This window comes from Acidovorax sp. 93, from assembly GCF_003633835.1.
GTDB lineage: Bacteria > Pseudomonadota > Gammaproteobacteria > Burkholderiales > Burkholderiaceae_C > Acidovorax > Acidovorax facilis.
This window is the reverse complement of sequence record NZ_RBIT01000001.1, coordinates 2262334-2283622: the sequence shown is the minus strand read 5'-3', so window position 1 is coordinate 2283622 and position 21289 is coordinate 2262334. Positions and strand designations below refer to the sequence as shown.

20 protein-coding genes are annotated in these 21289 nt (G+C 64.0%); 5 read left to right on the top strand and 15 right to left on the bottom strand.

The features are described 5' to 3' along the window. Positions 1-38: 38 nt before the first annotated feature. A complete protein-coding gene (locus C8C93_RS10290; RefSeq protein WP_121506820.1) occupies positions 39-290 on the top strand; it encodes a hypothetical protein in 252 nt (83 codons plus the stop codon). A gap of 5 nt (positions 291-295) precedes the next feature. After that, positions 296-484, top strand: a complete 189-nt coding sequence (locus tag C8C93_RS10285; protein ID WP_121506819.1) for a hypothetical protein — start codon at positions 296-298, stop codon at positions 482-484. 44 nt (positions 485-528) lie between these two features. On the opposite strand, the gene C8C93_RS10280 is transcribed toward C8C93_RS10285, so the two are convergent. The 3 genes from C8C93_RS10280 to C8C93_RS10270 form a co-directional block, all read right to left on the bottom strand. Then, entirely contained in the window at positions 529-837 is a 309-nt protein-coding gene (locus C8C93_RS10280; protein ID WP_121506818.1) for a hypothetical protein, read from the bottom strand. Between the two features lie 10 nt (positions 838-847). Continuing rightward, the gene (locus C8C93_RS10275) at positions 848-1441 is read right to left on the bottom strand and encodes a GspH/FimT family pseudopilin (protein ID WP_121506817.1); all 594 of its coding nucleotides are present in this window, start codon (positions 1439-1441) and stop codon (positions 848-850) included. 189 nt (positions 1442-1630) lie between these two features. Continuing rightward, positions 1631-1909, bottom strand: coding sequence for a hypothetical protein (locus tag C8C93_RS10270; RefSeq protein WP_121506816.1), 279 nt, complete (start codon positions 1907-1909; stop codon positions 1631-1633). 435 nt (positions 1910-2344) lie between these two features. On the opposite strand from C8C93_RS10270, the gene ybaL reads away from it, so the two are divergent. After that, complete coding sequence (ybaL, locus tag C8C93_RS10265; RefSeq protein WP_121506815.1) at positions 2345-4099, top strand: YbaL family putative K(+) efflux transporter; 1755 nt, start codon at positions 2345-2347, stop codon at positions 4097-4099. 210 nt (positions 4100-4309) lie between these two features. On the opposite strand, the gene C8C93_RS10260 is transcribed toward ybaL, so the two are convergent. The 4 genes from C8C93_RS10260 to C8C93_RS10245 all read right to left on the bottom strand — a co-directional run bounded on the left by C8C93_RS10260 (position 4310) and on the right by C8C93_RS10245 (position 9944). Further along, positions 4310-6184 carry a M14 family metallopeptidase gene (locus C8C93_RS10260; RefSeq protein WP_199727012.1) on the bottom strand — a complete coding sequence of 625 codons (1875 nt, stop codon included), beginning with the start codon at positions 6182-6184 and terminating at the stop codon, positions 4310-4312. A gap of 132 nt (positions 6185-6316) precedes the next feature. After that, positions 6317-7432, bottom strand: a complete 1116-nt coding sequence (locus tag C8C93_RS10255) for an endonuclease/exonuclease/phosphatase family protein (RefSeq protein WP_121419697.1) — start codon at positions 7430-7432, stop codon at positions 6317-6319. Between the two features lie 33 nt (positions 7433-7465). Beyond that, on the bottom strand, positions 7466-7966 hold the full coding sequence (locus C8C93_RS10250; protein WP_233559316.1) for a nucleoside-diphosphate sugar epimerase: 501 nt from the start codon (positions 7964-7966) through the stop codon (positions 7466-7468). A 148-nt stretch (positions 7967-8114) separates the two neighbouring features. Continuing rightward, positions 8115-9944 carry a DEAD/DEAH box helicase gene (locus C8C93_RS10245; protein ID WP_121419699.1) on the bottom strand — a complete coding sequence of 610 codons (1830 nt, stop codon included), beginning with the start codon at positions 9942-9944 and terminating at the stop codon, positions 8115-8117. Between the two features lie 243 nt (positions 9945-10187). Here C8C93_RS10245 and ettA point away from each other — a divergent pair, with 243 nt between their 5' ends. Beyond that, complete coding sequence (ettA, locus tag C8C93_RS10240) at positions 10188-11849, top strand: energy-dependent translational throttle protein EttA (RefSeq protein ID WP_055400762.1); 1662 nt, start codon at positions 10188-10190, stop codon at positions 11847-11849. 60 nt (positions 11850-11909) lie between these two features. Further along, on the top strand, positions 11910-14348 hold the full coding sequence (locus C8C93_RS10235) for a DUF1631 family protein (protein WP_121506813.1): 2439 nt from the start codon (positions 11910-11912) through the stop codon (positions 14346-14348). A gap of 115 nt (positions 14349-14463) precedes the next feature. On the opposite strand, the gene C8C93_RS10230 is transcribed toward C8C93_RS10235, so the two are convergent. The 8 genes from C8C93_RS10230 to C8C93_RS10195 all read right to left on the bottom strand — a co-directional run bounded on the left by C8C93_RS10230 (position 14464) and on the right by C8C93_RS10195 (position 21288). Continuing rightward, the gene (locus C8C93_RS10230) at positions 14464-15786 is read right to left on the bottom strand and encodes a TAXI family TRAP transporter solute-binding subunit (protein WP_121508737.1); all 1323 of its coding nucleotides are present in this window, start codon (positions 15784-15786) and stop codon (positions 14464-14466) included. Between the two features lie 134 nt (positions 15787-15920). After that, positions 15921-16451 (bottom strand): EF-hand domain-containing protein, encoded by a 531-nt coding sequence (locus tag C8C93_RS10225; RefSeq protein ID WP_121506812.1) that lies wholly within the window; start codon positions 16449-16451, stop codon positions 15921-15923. A gap of 10 nt (positions 16452-16461) precedes the next feature. Beyond that, positions 16462-17259 carry a lectin gene (locus C8C93_RS10220; RefSeq protein WP_055400756.1) on the bottom strand — a complete coding sequence of 266 codons (798 nt, stop codon included), beginning with the start codon at positions 17257-17259 and terminating at the stop codon, positions 16462-16464. A gap of 142 nt (positions 17260-17401) precedes the next feature. Further along, complete coding sequence (locus C8C93_RS10215) at positions 17402-18409, bottom strand: P1 family peptidase (RefSeq protein ID WP_121506811.1); 1008 nt, start codon at positions 18407-18409, stop codon at positions 17402-17404. Positions 18410-18475: 66 nt separating this feature from the next. Continuing rightward, positions 18476-18832, bottom strand: a complete 357-nt coding sequence (locus C8C93_RS10210) for a copper-binding protein (RefSeq protein ID WP_121506810.1) — start codon at positions 18830-18832, stop codon at positions 18476-18478. Continuing rightward, positions 18829-19368 carry a DUF411 domain-containing protein gene (locus C8C93_RS10205; RefSeq protein ID WP_121506809.1) on the bottom strand — a complete coding sequence of 180 codons (540 nt, stop codon included), beginning with the start codon at positions 19366-19368 and terminating at the stop codon, positions 18829-18831. Before C8C93_RS10205 ends, C8C93_RS10210 begins: the two co-directional genes overlap by 4 nt. A gap of 18 nt (positions 19369-19386) precedes the next feature. Then, positions 19387-19884: a plastocyanin/azurin family copper-binding protein gene (locus tag C8C93_RS10200; protein WP_121506808.1), complete on the bottom strand. Its 498-nt coding sequence runs from the start codon at positions 19882-19884 to the stop codon at positions 19387-19389. Positions 19885-19905: 21 nt separating this feature from the next. Next, positions 19906-21288 (bottom strand): multicopper oxidase family protein, encoded by a 1383-nt coding sequence (locus C8C93_RS10195; RefSeq protein ID WP_121506807.1) that lies wholly within the window; start codon positions 21286-21288, stop codon positions 19906-19908. Position 21289: the final 1 nt, after the last annotated feature.

Below are 21289 nucleotides of genomic sequence, written 5' to 3'. Positions count from 1 at the left end.
CGCCCAGCCAGGCCGACACCAACTCTGAACCAGCTCAAATGCAAAACCAAACCCCATCCCAACACGCGATAGGCGATATCGCGTATTTCCAGCCGGTGCTGTCACGCATTGACGGCAGCACCATGGTTGCCGATGACACAGCCATCCCGTGCAAAGTGGTCCGGGTGTCATTCGACCCAGGCAAGGTGCTGTATGACCTCGCGCTGCCAGACGGGGAGGGCGGCTTTTATGAGGTCTACCCTCTGCGCTGTGTCGATTCCTACTTTGTGCAGAAGGCGCCGAAGGAATAGGCACCATGGCTTGGCTTGTCGCCTCCACCGACGACGGAATCCACGTCACGCCGATGGACGACTACCGCCCGCACGACTACACAAGCAAGTGCTGGTGCAGGCCGGATGAAGACCCGACAGAGCCTGACGTCTGGTTTCACAACAGTCTGGATGGGCGCGAAGCGTTTGAGACGGGCGAGCGGCTTGTGTCGTGACGCAAAAAAGCCCGCACGCGGCGGGCTTCTTGGAGCTGTGGGGCTTAGTCTTTCCGCATGAACGACCATGCAAAGAAAATCACCGCCGACAGAAGCAAGGCGCTCTGCAGAATCACCACACCCATAGCCAGATGGAGACCATTTTTCACCTCGGACAGGTCAGCAGGCAGGAAGTTTGCGAAAACGTTGAACCTCGGCAGCGTCAGATTCATCAGCGAATTCATTGCAAGCTCGCTGCCCAATGCCGCACAGATGAACAGCATGAATGCGCCAATCGCGCTGACGGTGACGGCAACCAGCACGGACATTTTGGCCCGGTTGATGGGGTTTGAGAAATCGGTTTCTTGAATCATGGTGAACTCCTTAGCAGGACTCAGAGCCTTTGACTTGCTTGTATCTCCCCGGCCCAAAGATACAAAGCCGCCTTGAGCTGAGATCAGTCAGCATTCTGTCTTTTGCGACTATATCCATGGAAAGATTATTGAAGACCACCCCGGCTTTATTTGTGATTCGGCCGCTGCCGTCCATAAAAAGACGGCCATTGTCATTGGGGGCGACAACCAGAAGTGTGTTCGGTGCGGCGGTGCTTTCCTGAATAGTGCATTCGGTCGTGTCGGCAGGGGTGCACGCGGCTTGATTGCCGTCTCTGTTCGCATCGAAATAGATCCGCCAGCCGCAAGTCCAATCGTCATTCCCGGTAGAAACGCAACTGCCGAAAACGTCGTTCTTGGCGAGTACGATGTTGCCGCCGTTTGTGATCGCCCTGGACCTAGCGAAATACAGGCTGCTCTGCAGCTCTTCAACGGTTGTCTTGACTCGCCAGCGTTCGATCAGTGGCTGGAAGCTTGGAAGCGCCAGGGCGGCCAATATGCCAAGAACGCTAACAACGACCAATACCTCAATGAACGTGAACCCGCTCTGTCTGCGTGTGTGGGATAGCGATGAAGTGTGAAGCATGGGTCACCCTTGAAAAGAGTCAGCGTGTGCTGGTTTGGTATGCGGGCGCAGGAAGTCCGGCGCAATCCAGCACCAAAGACTTGATTCTGCCCAAAAATAGGCCCGGCGAGTGTGTGGAATAGCGCACACCGGGAGGAACGTGCCGTCTACACGGATCAGCGGTAGGCGGCAGGGGGATGGATGGCCGCGTCAGGCTGGCGGCAGCTGATCGAAGTCCGCCAGCGGCATCTCGGTTCCATCGTGGGCCACAAGAACGCCCGGCGTGGCGTCCGATACCTCTATCGGGCTGCCGTTGAATTTGCCTTGCTCAGGCTTCACGCCGTTCATTGGGACACAGCCGTAGAGGCGGCACAGGTGCAGGTCGTCGGCCTGCTGCTTGGTGAGGACCAGCTTCTTCGGAAGCGCTGCGCCATGGGCGCGCCAGTGTGCGCGGAATGCGTTTGTCGCGCGGCGGTGGATGTCTGCCATGCCTGGGCGGCAGGGCGGTAGGTCTACGGTGTTCGGGGCTGACATGACGATGGATTGTCCATCCGAAACCGATACGCAACGGCCTATCAGGCAACGAAAGAATGCGGCCTAGATCGCTGGTTAAACATACAGGATTGCGAATCGGAAAACGTCTCGCAACCCGCATGAATCCTTGATTTTCCGAACAGCTTAGAAGGCTATTGCTCTATCCAGTTGAGCTACGGGCAGTAGACAAGCTTTTTGCAGAGAAGCGCCTACTTGCTTGTATTGCAAAACATTTCGCAACTGCGCTGTAGCGCAGACCGGGAATCATACCCTGCGTACGGAGCTGGCCCGAAGATGGCGGCTCCGATGTTGGTAGTAGCAAAAGCCCTATGGATGCGGGTATAACGAGGTCACTTACCCGCTAACGCATTCCCCCACCCCGCCTGCACCATGCCGCACAGCGTCACGCTCATACACACCATCGCTGCCGCGCTTGGGCTGGCCCTGGCGTTGGGTTTTGTGGCTACGCGGTTGCGGTTGCCAGCGTTGATCGGGTATCTGCTGGCGGGCGTGGTCATCGGGCCGTACACACCTGGTTTTGTGGCAGATGCGGCAATGGCCAGCCAGTTGGCTGAAATCGGCGTGATGCTGTTGATGTTTGGCGTCGGCCTGCATTTCTCGTGGGGTGATCTGCTGGCCGTGCGCAAGATTGCGGTGCCCGGGGCGGTGGTGCAGATGATGGTGGCCACGGCGCTGGGCATGGCTTTGGCCACCTGGTGGGGCTGGGGCTTGGGTGGGGCTTTGGTGTTTGGCTTGGCGCTCTCGGTGGCTAGCACGGTGGTGCTGTTGCGTGCGCTGGAGACCCTGGGCATTCTGGACAGTCACACCGGGCGGATTGCCGTGGGCTGGCTGGTGGTGGAAGACCTGGCCATGGTGTTGGTGCTGGTGTTGCTGCCGCCGCTGGCAGGCTGGCTGGGTGGCGGCAAAGGGGGGGAGGGTTCCGCCGCCCAGGGCTTGGATGGCGCGGCGCTGTGGCAGACCTTGGGATGGACGTTGCTGCAGGTTGGAGGGTTTGTTGCGCTGATGCTGCTGGTGGGGCGCCGTCTGTTCCCTTGGGTGCTCTGGCAGGTGGCGCGCACGGGTTCGCGGGAGCTGTTCACGCTCTGTGTGGTGGCCGCTGCGGTGGGCATTGCGTTTGGGTCTGCCGCGCTGTTTGGGGTGTCGTTTGCGCTGGGGGCTTTTTTTGCCGGCATGGTGATGCGCGAGTCGGAATTCAGCCACCGGGCTGCGCAAGAGTCCTTGCCGCTGCGCGACGCTTTTGCCGTGCTGTTTTTTGTCTCGGTCGGCATGTTGTTCGACCCCTCCGTGCTGTGGAGCCGGCCAATGCAGGTGCTGGCGGTGGTGGCGATCATCATGCTGGGCAAGACGCTGGCTGCGGCAGCCCTGGTGCTGGCATTTCGCTACCCGCTCAATACGGCGCTCACCGTTTCGGCGAGCCTGGCGCAGATCGGGGAGTTCTCTTTCATTCTCGTGGCGCTGGGTTCGTCACTGGGGCTGCTGCCGCCCGAAGGGGCCAGCCTGGTGCTGGCGGGGGCGCTGATCTCGATGGCGCTCAATCCGATGCTTTTTCATGCCATTGCTCCGCTGCAGGCCTGGCTGCGTGCCCGTTCGGCGTTGGCGCGGCGGCTGGAGCAGCGCGACGACCCCCTGGCCGAACTGCCCATGAGCACCGACGCCCGCTATCTCGCGCGGCAGGTGGTGCTGGTGGGATACGGCAGGGTGGGGCGCCGCGTTGCCAATGTGCTGGTGGCCAACGACATCCCGTTCGTGGTTGCAGAGCAGAACCGCGAACTGGTGGAGTCATTGCGGGAGTCCGGCATTGCAGCAGTGTTTGGTGATGCGGTGGACCCTGCCGTGCTCATTCAAGCGCACATTGCCCGCGCCGCCATGCTGGTCATTGCTACGCCGGACACCCTGAATGTGCGGCAGATCATCACCACCGCGCGCACACTGAACCCCCATATCGAAACCGTGGTGCGCAGCCACAGCGGCGATGAAGCGCGGCGGCTTGCGCAGGAGTGCGACAGCACGGTGTTCCTGGCCGACGAGGCGCTGGCCCAGGCGATGGCCCGCCATGTGCTGGAGCGTACCGAAGCACGCCTTGCGCGGCATACCCGCCCTGCATCGCTGCACGGTGGGGTCTGAATATCAGCGTTTTTGGCTGCTAGCGCTTGATGGATAAGCGCTAGCAGCTATTATTTTTATAGTATTTTCTCTGCCGGGGCACTGGTTGCAGCCTCGTTGGGCTGCTTCTGCGCACTGCCTCCTGCGCCTTGGCCCGTATTTCTGCTGCCTGGACCCACAAGACCTTGCGTTGTTCGGCAGTGGTGGGTTTCAGGCAGGCGCATTCAAGCGCTAGTTGATGTCTTCAAACACCAGGGCAGGGGGCGACATGATGCGCGCGGTATTTCCCAGTTCGTCAATCAGGTGGTTGGCGAAATAGCTGTTCTGCGTGTCGGGCTCCAGGGCGGCCACTGCCAGGTTGGCGCGGGGCTGGTTCAGTGGCACATAGAAGCTGCCCGCAGGCACGTCGATGGCACTGCGCACTGGCGATACCTGCACGCGAACAATGCCTTTGCCGCCAGCGATGGTGCCGATCACGTCTTGCCGGTCGCCGGACTCACGCGCTGTTTCGCGGTAGATATCGGCCAGTGCCGATCCAGATTCGGCCACGCGCATCACCTGCAGGCCGAGCATTTTCAAGCGCTCAACGGCGGCGGTGGAGCCGGCCGACAGCCAGTAGCCGCAGGGGCGGGCGCGGGTTTTGGTGGGGCGCAAGGTGAGGGATGAGTTCCAGTCCACCCGGATGGCGCGGTCTGCACCCGTTTCGGGGTCCAGGAAGTCCAGCTCCCGCTGGGTGGGAGTGGCAGCTGCTTCGATTACCACCTGGTCTCGGCAGGCCTGGGCGCTCACGTCGCGCACGACGAAGGATCGGACCTGCTCCAGGTTGGCCGCCCGCTCTGCGGTGCTGCGCAGTGCACTGGTGATGGCTGTGACCTGCGAATGCACGCGGCGCTGGATGTGCATCCGCCCGATGCCCACGCCCCGTGTTTCGATCAGCAGGCTGACGGTGTTCTTCAGGCCGTTCACATTGCGGCCGGTGTCGGGTTGGGTGCCCCCCATGGAGATGCGCTTGTCGTCCGGGTTCGTCGAGGTGGTGTAGTACCAGTCGCTGGTCAGGCCCTGGGCCTTGAGGGCCGCCACCATGGGCTGGTGGTACCACTCTTGCGAGGCCTTGGTCAGAAACTCGGGGTAGTTCGCGGTGGTGGTGTACTGCAGCAGGGCGTCATAACGCTGGATGGCGTTGAATTTCTGCAGGTAGCGGCCCACCACCGTGTATTCATGGGCATCCACCACCAGGATGGGGCGGTAGTCGTTCACCACCTTGGCCAGAGCGCGGGCCTCGGGGGTGTTCAGCAGCAGGTGGTCGCGGTTCATGTCCACGCCATTGGCCGTGACGCGGGTGCCAACGGCGGCGCCATCGGGGTTGGCGCGCGGCACTATCACCACGTTGATGCGGTCCAGCAGGGGTTCCAGCAGGCCGTGGGCCAGTTCACGGCTGATCACGAGCAGCGCCTCGCTGCCTGCGGGCTCGTCGCCGTGCTGCTGGCCGACGAGCACTACGGTGGGCCGCCCGCTGGTGTCCAGGTTGGCGGGTTCCGTGCCCGCAGCGCGGGTCACCAGCAGGCCAAGGATGGGTTCACCGCGCTGCGACATGCCCAGGTTGAGCAGCTTGGTGCGCGTGGGCCCACGGGGAGCCGGGTCTGCCAGTGAATGCAGCCACTGGCCCAGCTCCGCGTTGGTGGTGAATGCCCTGCGGTCCGGCCCCAAGCCGGGCGTGCTGTAGGCCATGGGTGGATCAGGGAACCGGGCCGCCACGGCCGCACCGTAGGGTGGCGCCATGGGGCCTTCGTTTTGCACAACCAGCGGAGCGGGCGGTGGCAGCGGGCTGGCGATCGCCCCTTGGCGCGGGGCCTGCGCCTGTGGGGCCTGGCCCAAGGGCGCTGGCACCACCGTACCTGGCTGAACGCGGGGCAAGGGGGCCGGCGCGCTGGTTCGCGTGGCTGGCGCTGATGGCCAGGGTGGCAGCGGGGTGCTGGAGCACGCCGTCAGCAGCACGGCTGCCAGCAACGCCGAGACCTTCCAGGGCATGCGCTGTGGGCGAGCCGGTGGCGGCAGGGCCGATGACGCTTCTGGTGGGGTGCGGTGAGGGTTGGAGTACATGTTCATGGTGGTATCTGCCTTCTGAGGCCTGACCGGGCGGCTTTGTTACGGCGATGTTACCTGCCCGTCACTGCCATGCCGTGTCAGCGTACATCCCGTTGCAAACCCGGGGTTGACGCGCCAAAGCCCTGTGCGATGTCACAGTTTTGGGGCCGATGGGACTGGATTCGAGGCCAGCGAGGTGCCGGCGGATGTGGATGGTGCAGGTGAGGGCTCCGTCTGCTGTGCCATCTTCAGCCGCAGCAGTGCGCGCACAAAACCGTGGTCCGAGCGGGTCCTGTCACGTCCTTCGTGCAGGTGGTCGTTGAAGTAGTCCACTCGCCGCACGTCGCCCATGCTGTTCCTGCCGTTGTGCACGAACTCCTCGCTCACCAGAATCTGGTCCAGCACGCTGGGCGAGCCTTGGTGGATGTGTGAGTACGCGACATCCTTCTTCAGCGCCGCATCGCCCTGCAGGTCGTAGGCATTGAACAGCGCGACATCGCGTGCCGAGCGGTCGTAGGCGATCTCATTGGTGGCGCAGATGAGCTGTGTGGTGACGCTGTCCGGGGTGTCATTGAAATCGCCCAAGACCACCAGCGGCACGCTGGTGCGGTGCAGCAGGTCGATGACCAGGCAGCGCAGCGCCATGGCTTCGGCGCCCCGCATGATCAGCGAGCGCAGCGATGCCAGCGCCATCACCTTGCGGTCGTCCCGGTCTTCCGTGGGGTTGCCCTGTGCATCCTGCAGGAACTTGGGCCGCTTGGATTTGAGGTGGGCCGTCAGTACGTTCAGGCTCTGTCCGTGTTTCATGCGCAGTGTTGCAACCAGAGGCGGCCGTTCAAAGCGCGTGTGCAGGCCCAGGCCCGGTATTTCTACCTGGAAGCCCGGGGGAAATTCCGCAAACGACTGCAAGGCATCCACCTTGAGCCGTGTCGCAATGCCGACCCGGGGCGTGCCTTGTGCTCCAGTGTGCGTCGCATCGTTCTCCGCCCCGGGTACCGCCACGAAGTCGTAGCGCAGGCCGCTGCGGCCGAGGGCGCCCTTGAATGCTGCGTCGTCCCACACCTCCTGTACTGCCAGCACGTCGGCATTGAGCATGCGAAACCGGTCGCCCAGCCAGGTGAGCTTGCGATCAAACTCCGTCTGGCTGTAGGGGTCTTGGTTCTCGTAGAACAGGCGGCCAGGATTGGCCAGGTTGAGCACATTGCAGGTGGCCACCATCAAAGTGGCCAGGGGCTGGGGGAAGTCGTTGGGGCGCATAGGCCACAGCATCGCACAGGCAACTGCAGTGGACTGGGGAAGAGGTCAGAAGACCTGCAGCGCGTTGCCTGACAGGACGTGCAGCCCCGAAGGCCGCGTTTGCACAGCATGGACAAGCGCTCGCGCCACATCGGCACCGGGGCGGGCGCGGTAGCTGGCGGGGATGAGCGGGTCCAGCAACTTGAAGGCCTTGATGGACAGGGACTCGGCGGGGCGCGCGGCCTGGCCCAGAGCCCGGCGTTCACCCAGCAGCAAGGATGGGCGTGCGATCACGAGCGTGTCAAAGCCCAGGCTTTTGAGCGCCTGCTCGACCTCGCCTTTGATACGGTTGTAGAAGATGCGGGAATTTGCGTCTGCGCCCATGGCGGTTACCACCCCGCAGCGGGTGGCACCGGCCGCCATCGCTGTGCGCGCGGTGGCAATGACCGCGTCGTGGTCCACCGCGCGAAAAGCCTGCTGGCTTCCGGCCGCTGCGATGGTCGTCCCCAACGTGATGTAGACATCATCTACATGCGGCAGGCCCGGGACCGCGGGCCGGGCGCTCAAGGCCGCAAAATCCACAGCGTGCAGGTGCAGCCGTGGATGCGTGATCTCAGGCGTGCGCCGACCAAGGGCATACAGCGCATGCACCTCGGGTGGCAGCGCTTCGCCCGGCGCTGTGCCGGTATGGGCTGTGTTTTTGCCTACAGACGGATCAGCGGCCAAAAGAGCCGCGAGAACCGCCCGGCCCACGAGACCCGTTGCCCCGGCCACCAGAACCACCCGTGCCTCCGCCATAGCCGCCACCTCCACCGTTGTTGCCACGATAGCCACCGCCACCACGGCGACCGCCGCCGCCCAAGCTGTCCACGCTGGTGCGCATGGGATCTGGCTGGCCGCCAGCGCCGCCGCCTGCATGGCTGGAGTTGCGATGGCCTGGGTTGGCGTGGCCCATGTGCGTGCCCAGGTGGGCATTCGCGCGTGGGGGTTGCGAGTCGTCGTAGCGATTGCCGCCTTCGTAGCCGCCGCCTCCGCCACCGGCGCTGCCGCCGGAACGGCCGCGTGCAGGTGCCTGGCCGCCAGCGCGTGCGCCGCCGCCCTGGGCGCCACCGCCACCACCGGCACGGCCACCGCGCGGACCATTGCCGCCACCGCCCGCTGCAGCAGGGGCACCACCGGCGCGGCCACCACGGGCACCACCGCCGCCGCCACTGCGGGGGCCGCGGTCACCGCCACCGCCGCCGCCAGCACCCTGGCCGGCCTTGTTGGTGCGGATGCGGTCCATCATTTCGCTGCGGGCTGCCTTGGCGGCTGCCTGCATCACGTCACGGCTCGGGGGCTTGCCTGCACCGCCCCAGATGGTCTGGCGGCCCATGGCGATGGGCTCTGCCTTCTCGCCCGCGTCGGGGCCGAAGCCTTCGATGATCTGGACCGGGATCTGCTGCTTGGTGAAGCGCTCGATGTCCATCATGAAGCCTTCTTCGTCCATGCAGACCAGGCTCACGGCTTCGCCGGTAGCGCCAGCGCGGCCCGTGCGGCCAATCCGGTGCACGTAGTCTTCAGAGACGTTCGGGATTTCGTAGTTGACGACGTGCGGCAGGTCGTCGATGTCAATGCCGCGCGCTGCAATGTCGGTGGCCACCAGGGCGCGGATTTCGCCGCTTTTGAAGCCTGCCAGTGCCTGGGTGCGCGCACTCTGACTCTTGTTGCCGTGCAGGGCCATGGCCTGCACGCCGTTCTTGGTCAGGAACTCGGCCACATTGTTGGCGCCAAACTTGGTGCGGGTGAACACCAGCACCTGGCTCCAGTTGTGCTGCTGGATGATATGCAGCAGCACCTGCTTCTTCTTGCCACGGCCCACGGGGTGAATCACCTGCGAGATGCGCTGCACGGTGGTGTTGCTGGGGGTGACCTGGATGCTCTGAGGGTTCTTGAGCAGGGTGTTGGCCAGGTCGCGGATTTCATCGCTGAAGGTGGCCGAGAACAGCAGGCTTTGCTTGTCCTTGGGCACCAGGGCCAGCACCTTCTTCACGTCGTGGATGAAACCCATGTCCAGCATGCGGTCGGCCTCGTCGAGCACCAGCACCTGCACGGTCGACAGGTCCAGGAAGCCCTGCTGCTGCAAGTCCAGCAGGCGGCCGGGCGTGGCCACCAGAATGTCCACCCCGCGCTTGACGCGGTCGATCTGCGGGTTCATGCCCACACCGCCGAAGACGACGGTGGAGTTGATATCTAGGTATTTGCCGTATTCGCGCACGGATTCTTCCACCTGGGCGGCGAGTTCGCGGGTGGGCGTCAGCACCAGGGCACGGATGCCCTTGCCACCGAACTTGTTCTTGGGGGCAGCGCTTTGCGAAAGGCGGTGCAGCATGGGCAGGGTAAACGCGGCGGTCTTGCCGGTGCCAGTCTGCGCGCCAGCCAGCAGGTCGTGGCCTGCGAGCACGGCGGGAATGGCCTGGGCCTGAATGGGCGTGGGGGTTTCGTAGCCCGTTTCGTGCACGGCCTTCAGGATGGCAGGAGCCAGGTTCAGTTCGTCAAATGTCATGTCTTTGGATGCGCCCGTCCGGGGCGCTGGGTATCGGCCTGTCGTGCAACCGGGAGGTTGTCGAGCCAGTCTCAAGCCGATGAGGTTCAAGAGTGGGAGCCTGGAAGTTGATGCTTCCTTCGTCCCCAGCAGTGTGCTGATGTGGCGGGCAACTGGAGCCCGCTACGGTGGGTATTGTCGCATGGCCCGATAATCTCGGTTTGCACGCAGAATTTCTGCTCATTTTTGCAGGTTTGACACTCAATGGCCCAATACGTTTTTTCCATGAATCGCGTCGGCAAGATCGTGCCGCCCAAGCGGCAGATCTTGAAAGACATCTCCCTGAGCTTCTTCCCGGGCGCCAAGATTGGCGTATTGGGGACTAACGGTTCGGGTAAGTCCACCCTCCTGAAGATCATGGCGGGCCTTGACAAGGAAATCGAAGGCGAGGCCATCCCCATGGCCGGTCTGAACATCGGCTATCTGCCCCAGGAACCCCAGCTGGACCCGACACAAACCGTGCGGGAGAGCGTGGAAGCCGGCATGGGCAAGGTTTTTGCCGCCAAGGCCCGTCTGGAAGAGGTCTACACCGCCTATGGCGCTGAAGATGCCGACTTTGACGCGCTGGCCGCCGAGCAGGCCGAGCTGGAAGCCATTATTGCAACGGCGGGTACCGACTCCGAGCACCAATTGGAAATCGCAGCCGATGCGCTGCGCCTGCCACCTTGGGATGCCAACATTGGTGTGCTCTCCGGCGGTGAAAAGCGCCGCGTGGCCCTGTGCCGCCTGCTGCTGTCCAAGCCCGATATGCTGCTGCTCGACGAACCGACCAACCACTTGGACGCCGAATCGGTGGACTGGCTGGAGCAGTTCCTGCAGCGCTACTCCGGCACCGTGGTGGCCATCACCCACGATCGCTACTTCCTGGACAACGCCGCCGAATGGATTCTGGAACTGGACCGTGGGTCCGGCATCCCCTACAAGGGCAATTACTCCGACTGGCTGACCCAGAAAGGCGCCCGTCTGGAAGCCGAACAAAAGGGTGAGGAAGCCCGCGCCAAGGCCCTGAAGAAGGAACTTGAATGGTCGCGCCAGAACCCCAAGGCCCGCCAGGCCAAGAGCAAGGCCCGTCTGGCCCGCTTTGAGGAACTGAGCGATTATGAATACCAGAAGCGCAACGAAACGAACGAAATCTTCATCCCCGTGGCGGACCGTCTGGGCAGCCAGGTGATCGAGTTCAAGAACGTCACCAAGTCGTTTGGCGACCGCGTGCTGATCGACAACCTGAGCTTCAACATTCCTGCAGGCGCCATCGTCGGCATCATCGGGCCCAACGGCGCCGGTAAGTCCACGCTGTTCAAGCTGATTGCGGGCAAGGAAAAGCCGGACGCGGGGGAGGTCGTTATCGGCTCCACCGTCAAGATGGCCTTTGTGGACCAGCACCGCGATGACTTGTCGAATGACAAGACCGTCTGGGAAGACGTATCGGGCGGGCTCGACATCCTGAACGTGGGCAAATTCCAGATGGCAAGCCGCGCCTACTGCGGTCGCTTCAACTTCAACGGCGGCGACCAGCAAAAGAAGGTTGGCATGCTCTCCGGGGGGGAACGCGGTCGTTTGCACCTGGCCAAGACCCTGATTGCCGGCGGCAACGTGCTGATGCTGGACGAGCCGTCCAACGATCTGGACGTGGAAACCTTGCGGGCTCTCGAAGACGCGCTGCTGGAATTTGCCGGCACCATGTTGGTAATCAGCCACGATCGCTGGTTCCTGGACCGGATCGCCACCCACATCCTGGCGGCTGAAGGTGACAGCCAGTGGACGTTCTTTGACGGCAATTACCAGGAGTACGAGGCCGACAAGAAGAAGCGCCTGGGTGAAGAAGGGGCAAAACCCAAACGAATGAGGTTCAAAGCCCTCAAATAAGGCGTCAGGTCAAGTAGCATTGCATCTGGAAACCTGTTGTCCGATCGATTCCTCCCCACCATGTCCCAGACTGCTTCTCGTTCGAGAACTGTTTTCCGCGCCTGTGTCGTCAACGCCGTGCGCGGCAGCGAGGCGTTGATGCAGGAATTGGTCAAGGTCACGCAAGGGGCCCTGACGGGTGAGGAGTCTGTCGTCCGCAATATCCAGCAGCGCAATCTGGTCAGTGACAGCCTGCGCTTGCTGAACCAGCATGAAGCTGCGCTGGTCAAGGGTTATCCCATGGCCCTGCTGGAGATTTTTGCCGAAGGTCCCGCTGCCAAAGGCCGCAGTTCTGCCGAGGACACCGGCATGGACTTCGGTGAACTCTCGCTCATGGATGAGAACGAGATGCAGGCGCAGGTGGAGCTGTCCAAGGCGCAGCAATCGGCGCTGCATGCCACTGATGCGGTGCTGGCCGAACTCAACACCCTCGTCAGTTCCGCACAGGGCTTGCGCAGTGTGCAACCCGAGCGCAACCCGCTGCGCCCCGAAAGTTATATCCGCGCTCTCCAGCAAGTGGTGGGAGACACTGGCGTATCGCCCGAAGTGCGCCAGCTGTGGATGCAGCACATGCGCGACCTGTTGGGTAAGCTGCTGGTGGATGAATACAAAAAAACGGCTGCCAGCCTGCGCGAACATGGCGTTCAGCCCGTGGGATACGCGGTGCTCGGCACGCCCAGCGGCAACGCGGGTCGTGGGGGTGGCTACGGTGGCCCTGGCACCAACACCGGCATGGGTACCGGCTATGGTGGGGGGTACTCCGGCTATGGCAATTCGATGGGCGCGCCCATGGGAGACTATGGCAACACCGGCTATGGCCGTGGCATGGGGCCCTCCACTGGCTGGAGTGGCGATTCCCTGCAGTCGCCGATGGCGCCAGCCGCAGAAGAAGCATTGTTGACGGTGGGCATTCTGCGCCAGATGTTGGCTGGCGGAGATCCTTTTGATCCACGCGCATATGGCGTCATGCCTTCGCAGCCGGTGGCTTTGCAGCCTGCGTGGGGTGTGCCTCCTGTCGGCGGGGTTGTGGCGGGTGCCCAACCCATGCCGCAAGGCGGTGGTTACTACCCTGTGGGTGCAGCGGCCGAGGCCATCGAGGACATGGCCCAGCTCGAACGCTTGGTGGGAAGGCTCGCCAGCGGCAGCCAGGCAGCTTCGCTGTCGGCGCCTTTGACGGGGTGGCGGGGCCCGGGTGTGGCTCCTGTGGTGTACGCGGCTATGCCGATGGAGGCGGCCACCCAATCCCCGGCCATGGCCATTGAGGTGGTTGGCCGCATGATGGAGAACATTGCCCAGGATGCTCGCCTTCTGCCGCCCGTGCAGAAGGCTGTGAAGAGTTTGGAGCCCGCACTCAAACAACTGGTGACACACGATGGGCGTTTTTTCACCGATGGCACCCATCCCGCGCGCCGTTTGCTGGATGAGCTGACGCAACGCAGCCTGGCGTTCACCGCAGAAGCAACGCCGGGGTTTAGCAGTTTCATGCGCTTGGTGCAAGGGGCGGTGGAGCACCTGACTGCCAACGAAATCAAAGATGCAGGGCCTTTTGATACCGTGCTCAAGGCCCTGCAGTCTGCCTGGGAGACTCAGGAGCAGAAGATCAAGGCCCATCAGGAAGCGCAGCAAAAAGCCTTGCTCCAAGCGGAGCAGCGGGAAATGCTGGCCGAAAAGACTGCTGCCGACATCCGCAGGCTGCCTGATCTGGAGAACGTGCCTGCCGACGTGCTCGATTTTGCCGCCGGCCCATGGGCGGATGTGATCGCCTTGGCGCAGGTGCTCAAGGGCGGAGATGGGCAGGATGAGGACCCCGGTGGCTACTTGGCGCTGGTACCTGTGCTGCTATGGAGCGCCCAACCCGACCTGACCCGCCAGGAACCTGAGCGCCTGAACGAGGCCATTCCCGGCCTGCTGGCCAAGCTGCGCAAGGGGCTCAAGACCATCAATTATCCCGCTGTGCAGACCAGCGCTTTCTTGCAGCGTTTGGTGGGGCTGCATCAGTCGGCCTTTGAAAAGCCAGCGCCCGCACCTGTGGCGGCGCCTCAGCCAGAACCCGAGCCGGTGGCCCAAGAAGTAGCCCCTGCTGAAGCGCAAGCCTCCGCTGTGGCCCCCGAGGACAGTGTTCAGGCGCCCGTGGATGCGCCCGATCCCTACGCTGACTTTGTAATTGGCGCGTGGGTCGAGCTGGTCACCAACGGCCGGGTCGTCCGCACGCAACTTACCTGGGCCAGCCCACACGGCACTCTGTTCCTTTTCACAGCACCCGATGCGAGCACGCAATCCATGACCCGGCGGATGCGCGACAAGCTGGCTGCGGACGGCTCCTTGCGGGTGGTTCCGGCAGTGTCCTCCACGGTCCGTGTTCTGGACGCTGTCTCAGCGGGGTCGTCCCGGAAGGTGACCAGCAGCGCCCCTTCCTCCAAAGTTGCCCCGTTGGGCTCCAAGTCTTCCAAGACACGCTAGCTCAGCACCCCGCGCTTCCCACGCGATTCGCCATCGCTTTGAGCCTTGGCCTCGCGTGCTCCATGCAACAAAGGGCGCTCAATTCACAGATGTACCCTGAAGCGCCAGGGACAGCTCAGGCGCGGAGCAACTTTTTGCGCACCAGGTGAATGTGATTGCGCAGCGCGTACAACTCGTCTGCGTAGGACAATGGTACGCTCACTTTTTCAGCCTGCGCCTCCAGCGTATTGAGGGCCTTGAGCAGCTCGGCGGCGTCAATGTTGCCAGCCTCCATGTCGTTTTCAATCTCACGAAGCCGGCCATACCAGCGGAAAACGCGTGATCGCACCCTGAACTGGTACAGCGGCGGCACGACGCGCGACAGCGGGAGCATGATCGCCAGCAAAATGCCCAGTACCAGCCACATGCGCTCAATCAGGTTTGCCATCCAGAACGGCAGGTAGCGTTGCAGCATCGGCACCGGCTCGTTCATGGCCCGGTCGCCTTCTTTGGCAATCGGAAGTTCGCTATTGCGTGAGTTGGGGAACTCGCGGGCCCGGTTGAACCAGCCCGATCCGCCGTGCAGTTTCTGCGCGTTCTGCGCAAACAGGGTGAGCAGGGCAGGGTGCGTGGCATCGCGCGCCAGCAGCGAGGTGGTGGATGCCACCAGGCGCACATCCCGCGTGGGCACGTTGGCCGCCAGGTCCACCACGCCGCGCGGCAATGTGACCGGAGTCAGGAACGGAAACCGCCGCGCATAGGCCTCGTGCTGGGCAAAGTCCAGCAACTGCACGCCGGGTGTCTGCAGCAGCATCTGCACCATCAGGGATTCGGGGGCCGAGGCGAACACCAGCGCATCAAGTCTGCCCGCCAGAAATTCCACGGTGGCTGGCGTCTGCTCCAGCCGGGACATCTGCACCGCACCAGGCGCCACCTTGTTGGCGTCGAGCAGGCGCTCCATCAGCTTGGGCACGCCACTACCGTCTGAGCCTACATTGACCCGCCAGCCACGCAACTGCCGCAGGCTGTCGATGCGCGGCGTGTTGTACACACGTTCTGCAGTCTCCGCACGGTAGAACAGCCACACGGGCTCCACAAAGAGACTGCCCAGAGACACCAGCTCGTCGGCATCATCGGGTTGCAGTTCGGCCGTGCCACCCTGGACAAACGCCACATCGGCCTTGCCCTCACGCAACAGCTGCAGGTTGTGCGAAGAGCCATCGCTGGGCAGCAACCGGACTTCGATGCCGTCCACCGCCAACGCCTTCTGGTAGCGCTTGCCAAACTCCTCGTAAGCGCTTTGCGCCGGGCCTGTGGCCAGCGTTACGGTTTTGGGTGGGTTGGGGTTGAGCCACCAGTACGCCAGGACCAGCAGTCCCACCGCCAGAAACGCGAGAGGACCGGCCGACACGATCAGATCGCGCAGAGAAAGCAGGGTATTGCGGAAAGCCTGGGACATGGAATAAGTGCTGAACATGGGGTGGAGCAACCACGAGGCCTCTGCGACCGTCCGAGGCCCCGTGGTTGTTCATGTGGCTGTGGCGTACGCCCTCCAGGCACATGGGGCCAGGAGCGACAAGGAGTTCCTGAGATCTATGGCTTGCTGCCGCGCCGCTGGCGCTCGTAAGCCACACATTCCGGAAGGGAGAGCTGGTCGTCCTGATCGGTATCCGCCGCGTCGAAATAGGCCATGCGGCTTTCAACGACTTCCTTGAACGACAGCTTGCCGTCGCTGTCCGTGTCAACGGCTGCAAGTCGCTTCAGGCGGCCTTTGCCCATGCGCGGCACCTGGGCCAGGTCGGAGAGCTGGACATGGCCTGTCGCATCGGGCGAGAGGTTGTGCCAGCCTTGCACGATGTCCCGGTGAAACTCCTCCAGAGACACCTTGCCGTCGTGGTTCAGGTCAGCAGACGAGCAGATCGCCTGGAGCCGGTTGGCGCGCGATGGTGCTGCTGGCTTCTGGGCCGTGGTGGTCACCTTGGGTGGGGATGTGGGGGAAGACACCGGGGCATCCGCTGCCTGCGCGGCGGATGCACATGCCAGAGCGAAGGTGCCTGCCGCCGCTGCACTGCACAGCAAGCGCATGGTGCGCAGAGCGTGTGGGGATTGGGTTGTGATCATCATTGGGCCCTCCTTACCACCACCAGCGTTGGCTGGGGCTGCGGTTGCAGGGCCAGACCATGGTGTGTGCGCCCTGGCGGACCCGGCCATCCTCCACGTCCAGGCATTTTCCGGTGAGCTGGCTCACGATCTGGCCGCCCCGGGTGGCCCAGCTTTGGCTGCGCGAGCCTGAGCACGACCACAGCACCACCCGTGCGCCATCGCGCGGGTCGCCACGGTCCACGTCCACGCACAGGTCGCGTACCCGGATCTCACCCCCGCGCCCCACAGCAAACCGCTGGGACGCGGTGCCGTTGCATTCATACACCTGCAATGTGGTGCCTGGCTGGAACTTGCCACCCCGCACGTCCAGGCACAGGCGGCCGTCCACGCGGACTTCTCGCCCCCAGTCGCCACCTTGGCCGGGATAGTCCGGGTACTCGGGTCGCCGGTCGTTGTCGTGCCGGTTGTGGTTGGCCAGCAGCGCAAGGCCCGCGATGGCAGCCACCGCGGCCACAGCTGCGCCAGCGTTGGACCCACTGCTGTTGCCAGAGGCGTAGCTGCGGGTAATCTGGAAGCGGCCGCCACACCCCCCGTTGGTCCACAGTTCCCGGTTCGTCAGGTCATAGCCCCAGGTGCGATTGAAACGGCAAGCCCCCTGTGTCTGTGCGCTCAGGTCCACCTGTGTGGTGTCGTCCGGCAGGCGATAGGACGTGTAGCCACCGTTGGATTGCAGGTCCACGAACTGGTCCTGGGCGATGGCGGCTTGGGTATTCAGGAGCAAAGGCAGGCACAACAACCAGCTGTGCCGCAGACGGTTTAGGTCTTTCATGAATTCTCCTTGTCGCGATTGATAGGGTGGCAAGACTGGCGCGTGGGGGCCGAGGTGCGCTGCGGGCGTGTTCTGGCGGCTGAGCCCTGCGCGCGGTATGGGCATCATATGGGCTCATGGGCCATGGCCCCATGACCATGGTTTACCCCAACTCACCAGCCCACGGTAAGTACAAACCTTCCGCCGTGGTGATGGACCGCGCCGCGCGTGCCGCGCGTGCCGTGGCAATGGCCGTGGCCTCGGCCGCCATGGTGGCCAGCACCATCATGCCCAGGCTTTTGCCTGCGCGGCCAGTGCCCAGGCTGAAGAGCGTGTCGCCGTCGGACATGGTGTGCACCGGGTTGATGCTGCGCGCCAGGCCGTCGTGGGCGGCCACGGCCAGGCGGTGGGCCTGTACCTTGGTGATGACGGCGTCGGTGGCCACCACGCCGATGGTGGTGTTGGTGCCCGCCAGCAGGGGCTGGGGCGGGTCGCCACGCAGCAGGGCGCGGCGCGTGTCGCGCAAACGCAGGCCGTCGTCGGTGCGGGCGCCTGCAATCACTTGTGCGGTGTCGGGGTCGATCACGTCACCCAGGGCGTTGCAGGCGATGAGCGCGCCCACCGTGACGCCATCCACCGTGACAGAGGCGGTGCCAATGCCGCCCTTCATGGCACGCTGGATGCCGTAGATCTTGCCCAGTGCCGCACCCGTGCCCGCACCCACATTGCCCTCGGCCGGGTCGGCGGTGGATGCCGCATCGCACGCCGCGTAGCCCGCCGCAGCGTCGGGGCGAATGTGCATGTCGCCCACCAGCAGGTCAAACAACACGGCGGCAGGCACGATGGGCAGGCGGCCCACGGCCACGTCAAAGCCGATATTGCGCTCTTCCAGCCAGCGCACGGCGCCAGTTGCGGCATCCAGCCCCCAGGCGCTGCCCCCGGCCAGCATGATGGCGTGCACCTTGTCCACCAGGTTGGAGGGGTGGAGCAGGTCCGTCTCGCGGGTGCCGGGTGCTGCGCCCCGTACATCCACACCGGCCACGGCGCCTTCGCGGGTGATGATGACGGTGCAGCCCGTGGGACGGCGGGTTTCGGTGAAGTGACCGACCTCGATGCCCGCCACGCGGGTGATGCTGCCAGCGCTGCCGGCCAGAACGTGTTGAGAACTCATGGCCGTCGATTATGGTGCCCGGGCGCACGAGCTGGTTTGTGCGACGTCAGTCAGCCGGCAGGGGGATCACGGGGCCTTTTCGATCTGCTTGACGTGGTAAGCGCCATTGACCTGCTCTGCCCGAAAGCGCACCTTGTCGCCCGGTTTCAAGTCACCCACCACGCTGGCGTCCGCCACGCGGAACACCATGGTCATGGGCGGCATTTCCAGATTCTTGATCTCGCCATGCTTCAAGGTGAGGCGCAGTGTGCGCGGGTCCCAGCGGGTGATTTCGCCTTCGCTCAGTTCCGCTTGGGTCGCCGACGGGACCGGATGGTGGCTGTTGTGGCTATCGGAGGCTGCAGCGGTGGGGGCTTGCGCCAGAGCGGGCCCTGCGCTTAGGAGAAGCAGGCTGGCGACCAGTGGGATGGAAAGGATTTTCATGTCGATGCCTTCTTGTTGTAGCTTCTGAAAACACGGGTGCTGCCGTCGCGCGCCACCAGCAGCACGTCGTACGGGTCACGCCGGTCGCCATACGCAGGGCCGTCCATGCCGGGCGAGCCCACGGGCATGCCAGGCACCGCCAGGCCCAGGGCCTTGGGCTTTTGCTGCAGCAGCGCGCGCACGTCGCTGGCAGGCACATGGCCTTCCACCACATAGCCGCCGACGAGGGCGGTGTGGCACGAGCCCAGCTTTTGCGGCAGGCCCAGCCGTGCGCGCACGGCGTTGTTGCCGGTGGCGTGCACCTTCACGGCAAAACCGTTGGCTTGCATGTGGTCCACCCAGTCCTGGCAGCAGCCGCAGTTCGGGTCTTTCCACACCTCCAGTGGTGTGGGGGTGTTGGTGGCTGCTCGGGACAGGCCGGGCAGCAGGGCGACGGCCACACCCGCACCCAGCAAAGGCAGTGCGGTGGTGAGCCATTGGCGTCGTGCAGGGTGGGCTGCGGTGGATGCGGAGCGTGGATTGCGTGAGTTGGTCATGGCGTGTCTCTCCTGGCGTTATGGGTTGCGCGGCAGCACAGTGATGGTGCCGGTCATGCCGGCCTGGTAGTGGCCGGGGATCAGGCAGGCAAAGTCAAAACTCCCGGCGCGGTTGAAGTGCCACACGATGTCACCGGTCTTGGCCGCCGCCACGTGGGCCATGTAGGGCTCGTCATGTTCCATGCCGGGGTGCTTTTTCATCATCTCGGCGTGCTGGTTCAGCTCGGCCTTGGTGCCGATCACGATCTCGTGCAACACCTTGCCTTTGTTCTCGGCACGTAGCCGCACGGTGTCGCCCTCACGCACTTCGATGTGATTCGGCGCAAAGCGCATGTCGTCGGTCATGCGGACGGTGATGGTGCGGCGCACGGCCTTGGCGTCGCCTGCGATGCCCCAGTCCTTTTGCTCCTTGACCACCGGGCTGTTCGATGCGGTGTGATGGGCGTTTTCATGGCCAAAAGAGGTGCTAGCGCTTATCCATAAAGCGCAAGCAGCTATCAATTTAATAGTTTTCATGGTGTGTGCTGATGGGGAGGTTCAGTGCTGGTGGCCGCTGGCAGCGGGCTTGCGTGCGCTGGCTGCGCCGGGCGCGGTGCCTGGGGTGTCTGCGCGGGCGGGGCGTGGTGTGCTGGCGGGGGCACCCTGCCATTCGTAGGCCACCGTGCCCGCAGGTTGCTTGAAGTCTCCAGGGTCGCGGTAATCGCCCGCAGGCTGGTCGGCGCGCACCTTGAGGGTGGTGAACATACCGCCCATCTCCAACGGGCCGAAGGGGCCGGTGCCGGTCATCATCGGAAAGGTGTTGTCGGGCAGTGGCATCTCCATGGCACCCATGTCGGCCATGCCGCGCTCGCCCATCACCATGTAGTCGGGCACGATCTTCTGGATCTTGCCCACCAGGCCCCGGTGGTCCACGCCGATCATGGTCGGCACGTCGTGCCCCATGGCGCCCATGGTGTGGTGGCTCTTGTGGCAGTGCAGGGCCCAGTCGCCCAGTTCGTCGGCAATGAACTCGACCTGCCGCATCTGGCCCACGGCTACGTCGGTGGTCACCTCGGGCCAGCGCGCACTTTTGGGTACGGGGCCGCCGTCGGTGCCGGTCACTTCGAATTCGTGGCCGTGGATGTGAATCGGGTGGTTCGTCATGGTGAGGTTGCCGATGCGCATGCGCACGCGCTCACCCTGCCGCGCCACCAGCGGGCTGATGGCGGGGAACACGCGGCTGTTCCAGCACCAGATGTTGTGGTCCAGCATGGTGTTGACCTTGGGGGTCATGCTGCCGGGCTCCACGTCAAAAGCGTTGAGCAAAAACGCGTAGTCGCGCTGCACCTTGGCGATGTGCGGGTGCGCGGCCTTCGGGTGGGTGATCCACAGGCCCATCATGCCCATGGCCATCTGCACCATCTCATCGGCATGCGGGTGGTACATGAAGGTGCCGGGGCGGCGCGCCACAAACTCGTACACAAAGGTCTTGCCGGGCTGTATGGCGGGCTGGGTGAGTCCGCCCACGCCGTCCATGCCGTTGGGCAGGCGCTGGCCGTGCCAGTGGATGGTGGTGTGCTCGGGCAGGCGGTTGGTGACAAAGATGCGCACGCGGTCGCCTTCAACCACCTCGATGGTGGGGCCGGGGCTTTGGCCGTTGTAGCCCCACATGTTGACCATGAAGCCGGGCGCCACCTCGCGCACCACGGGCTCGGCCACCAGGTGGAACTCCTTGACGCCTGCGTTCATGCGCCAGGGGGCGGTCCAGCCATTCAAAGTGACCACCGGGTTGTAGGGGCGGCCCGTGGGCGGGTGCAGCGGCGGCGCGGTGTCGGCGCTGGACTGTATGGCGGGCTCGGGCAGCGCGGCCAGGGCCACGCGGCTGACGGAGGCTGCGGCCACTGCCGTGGCGGCGCCGGAGAAGAAATTGCGGCGGTTCATG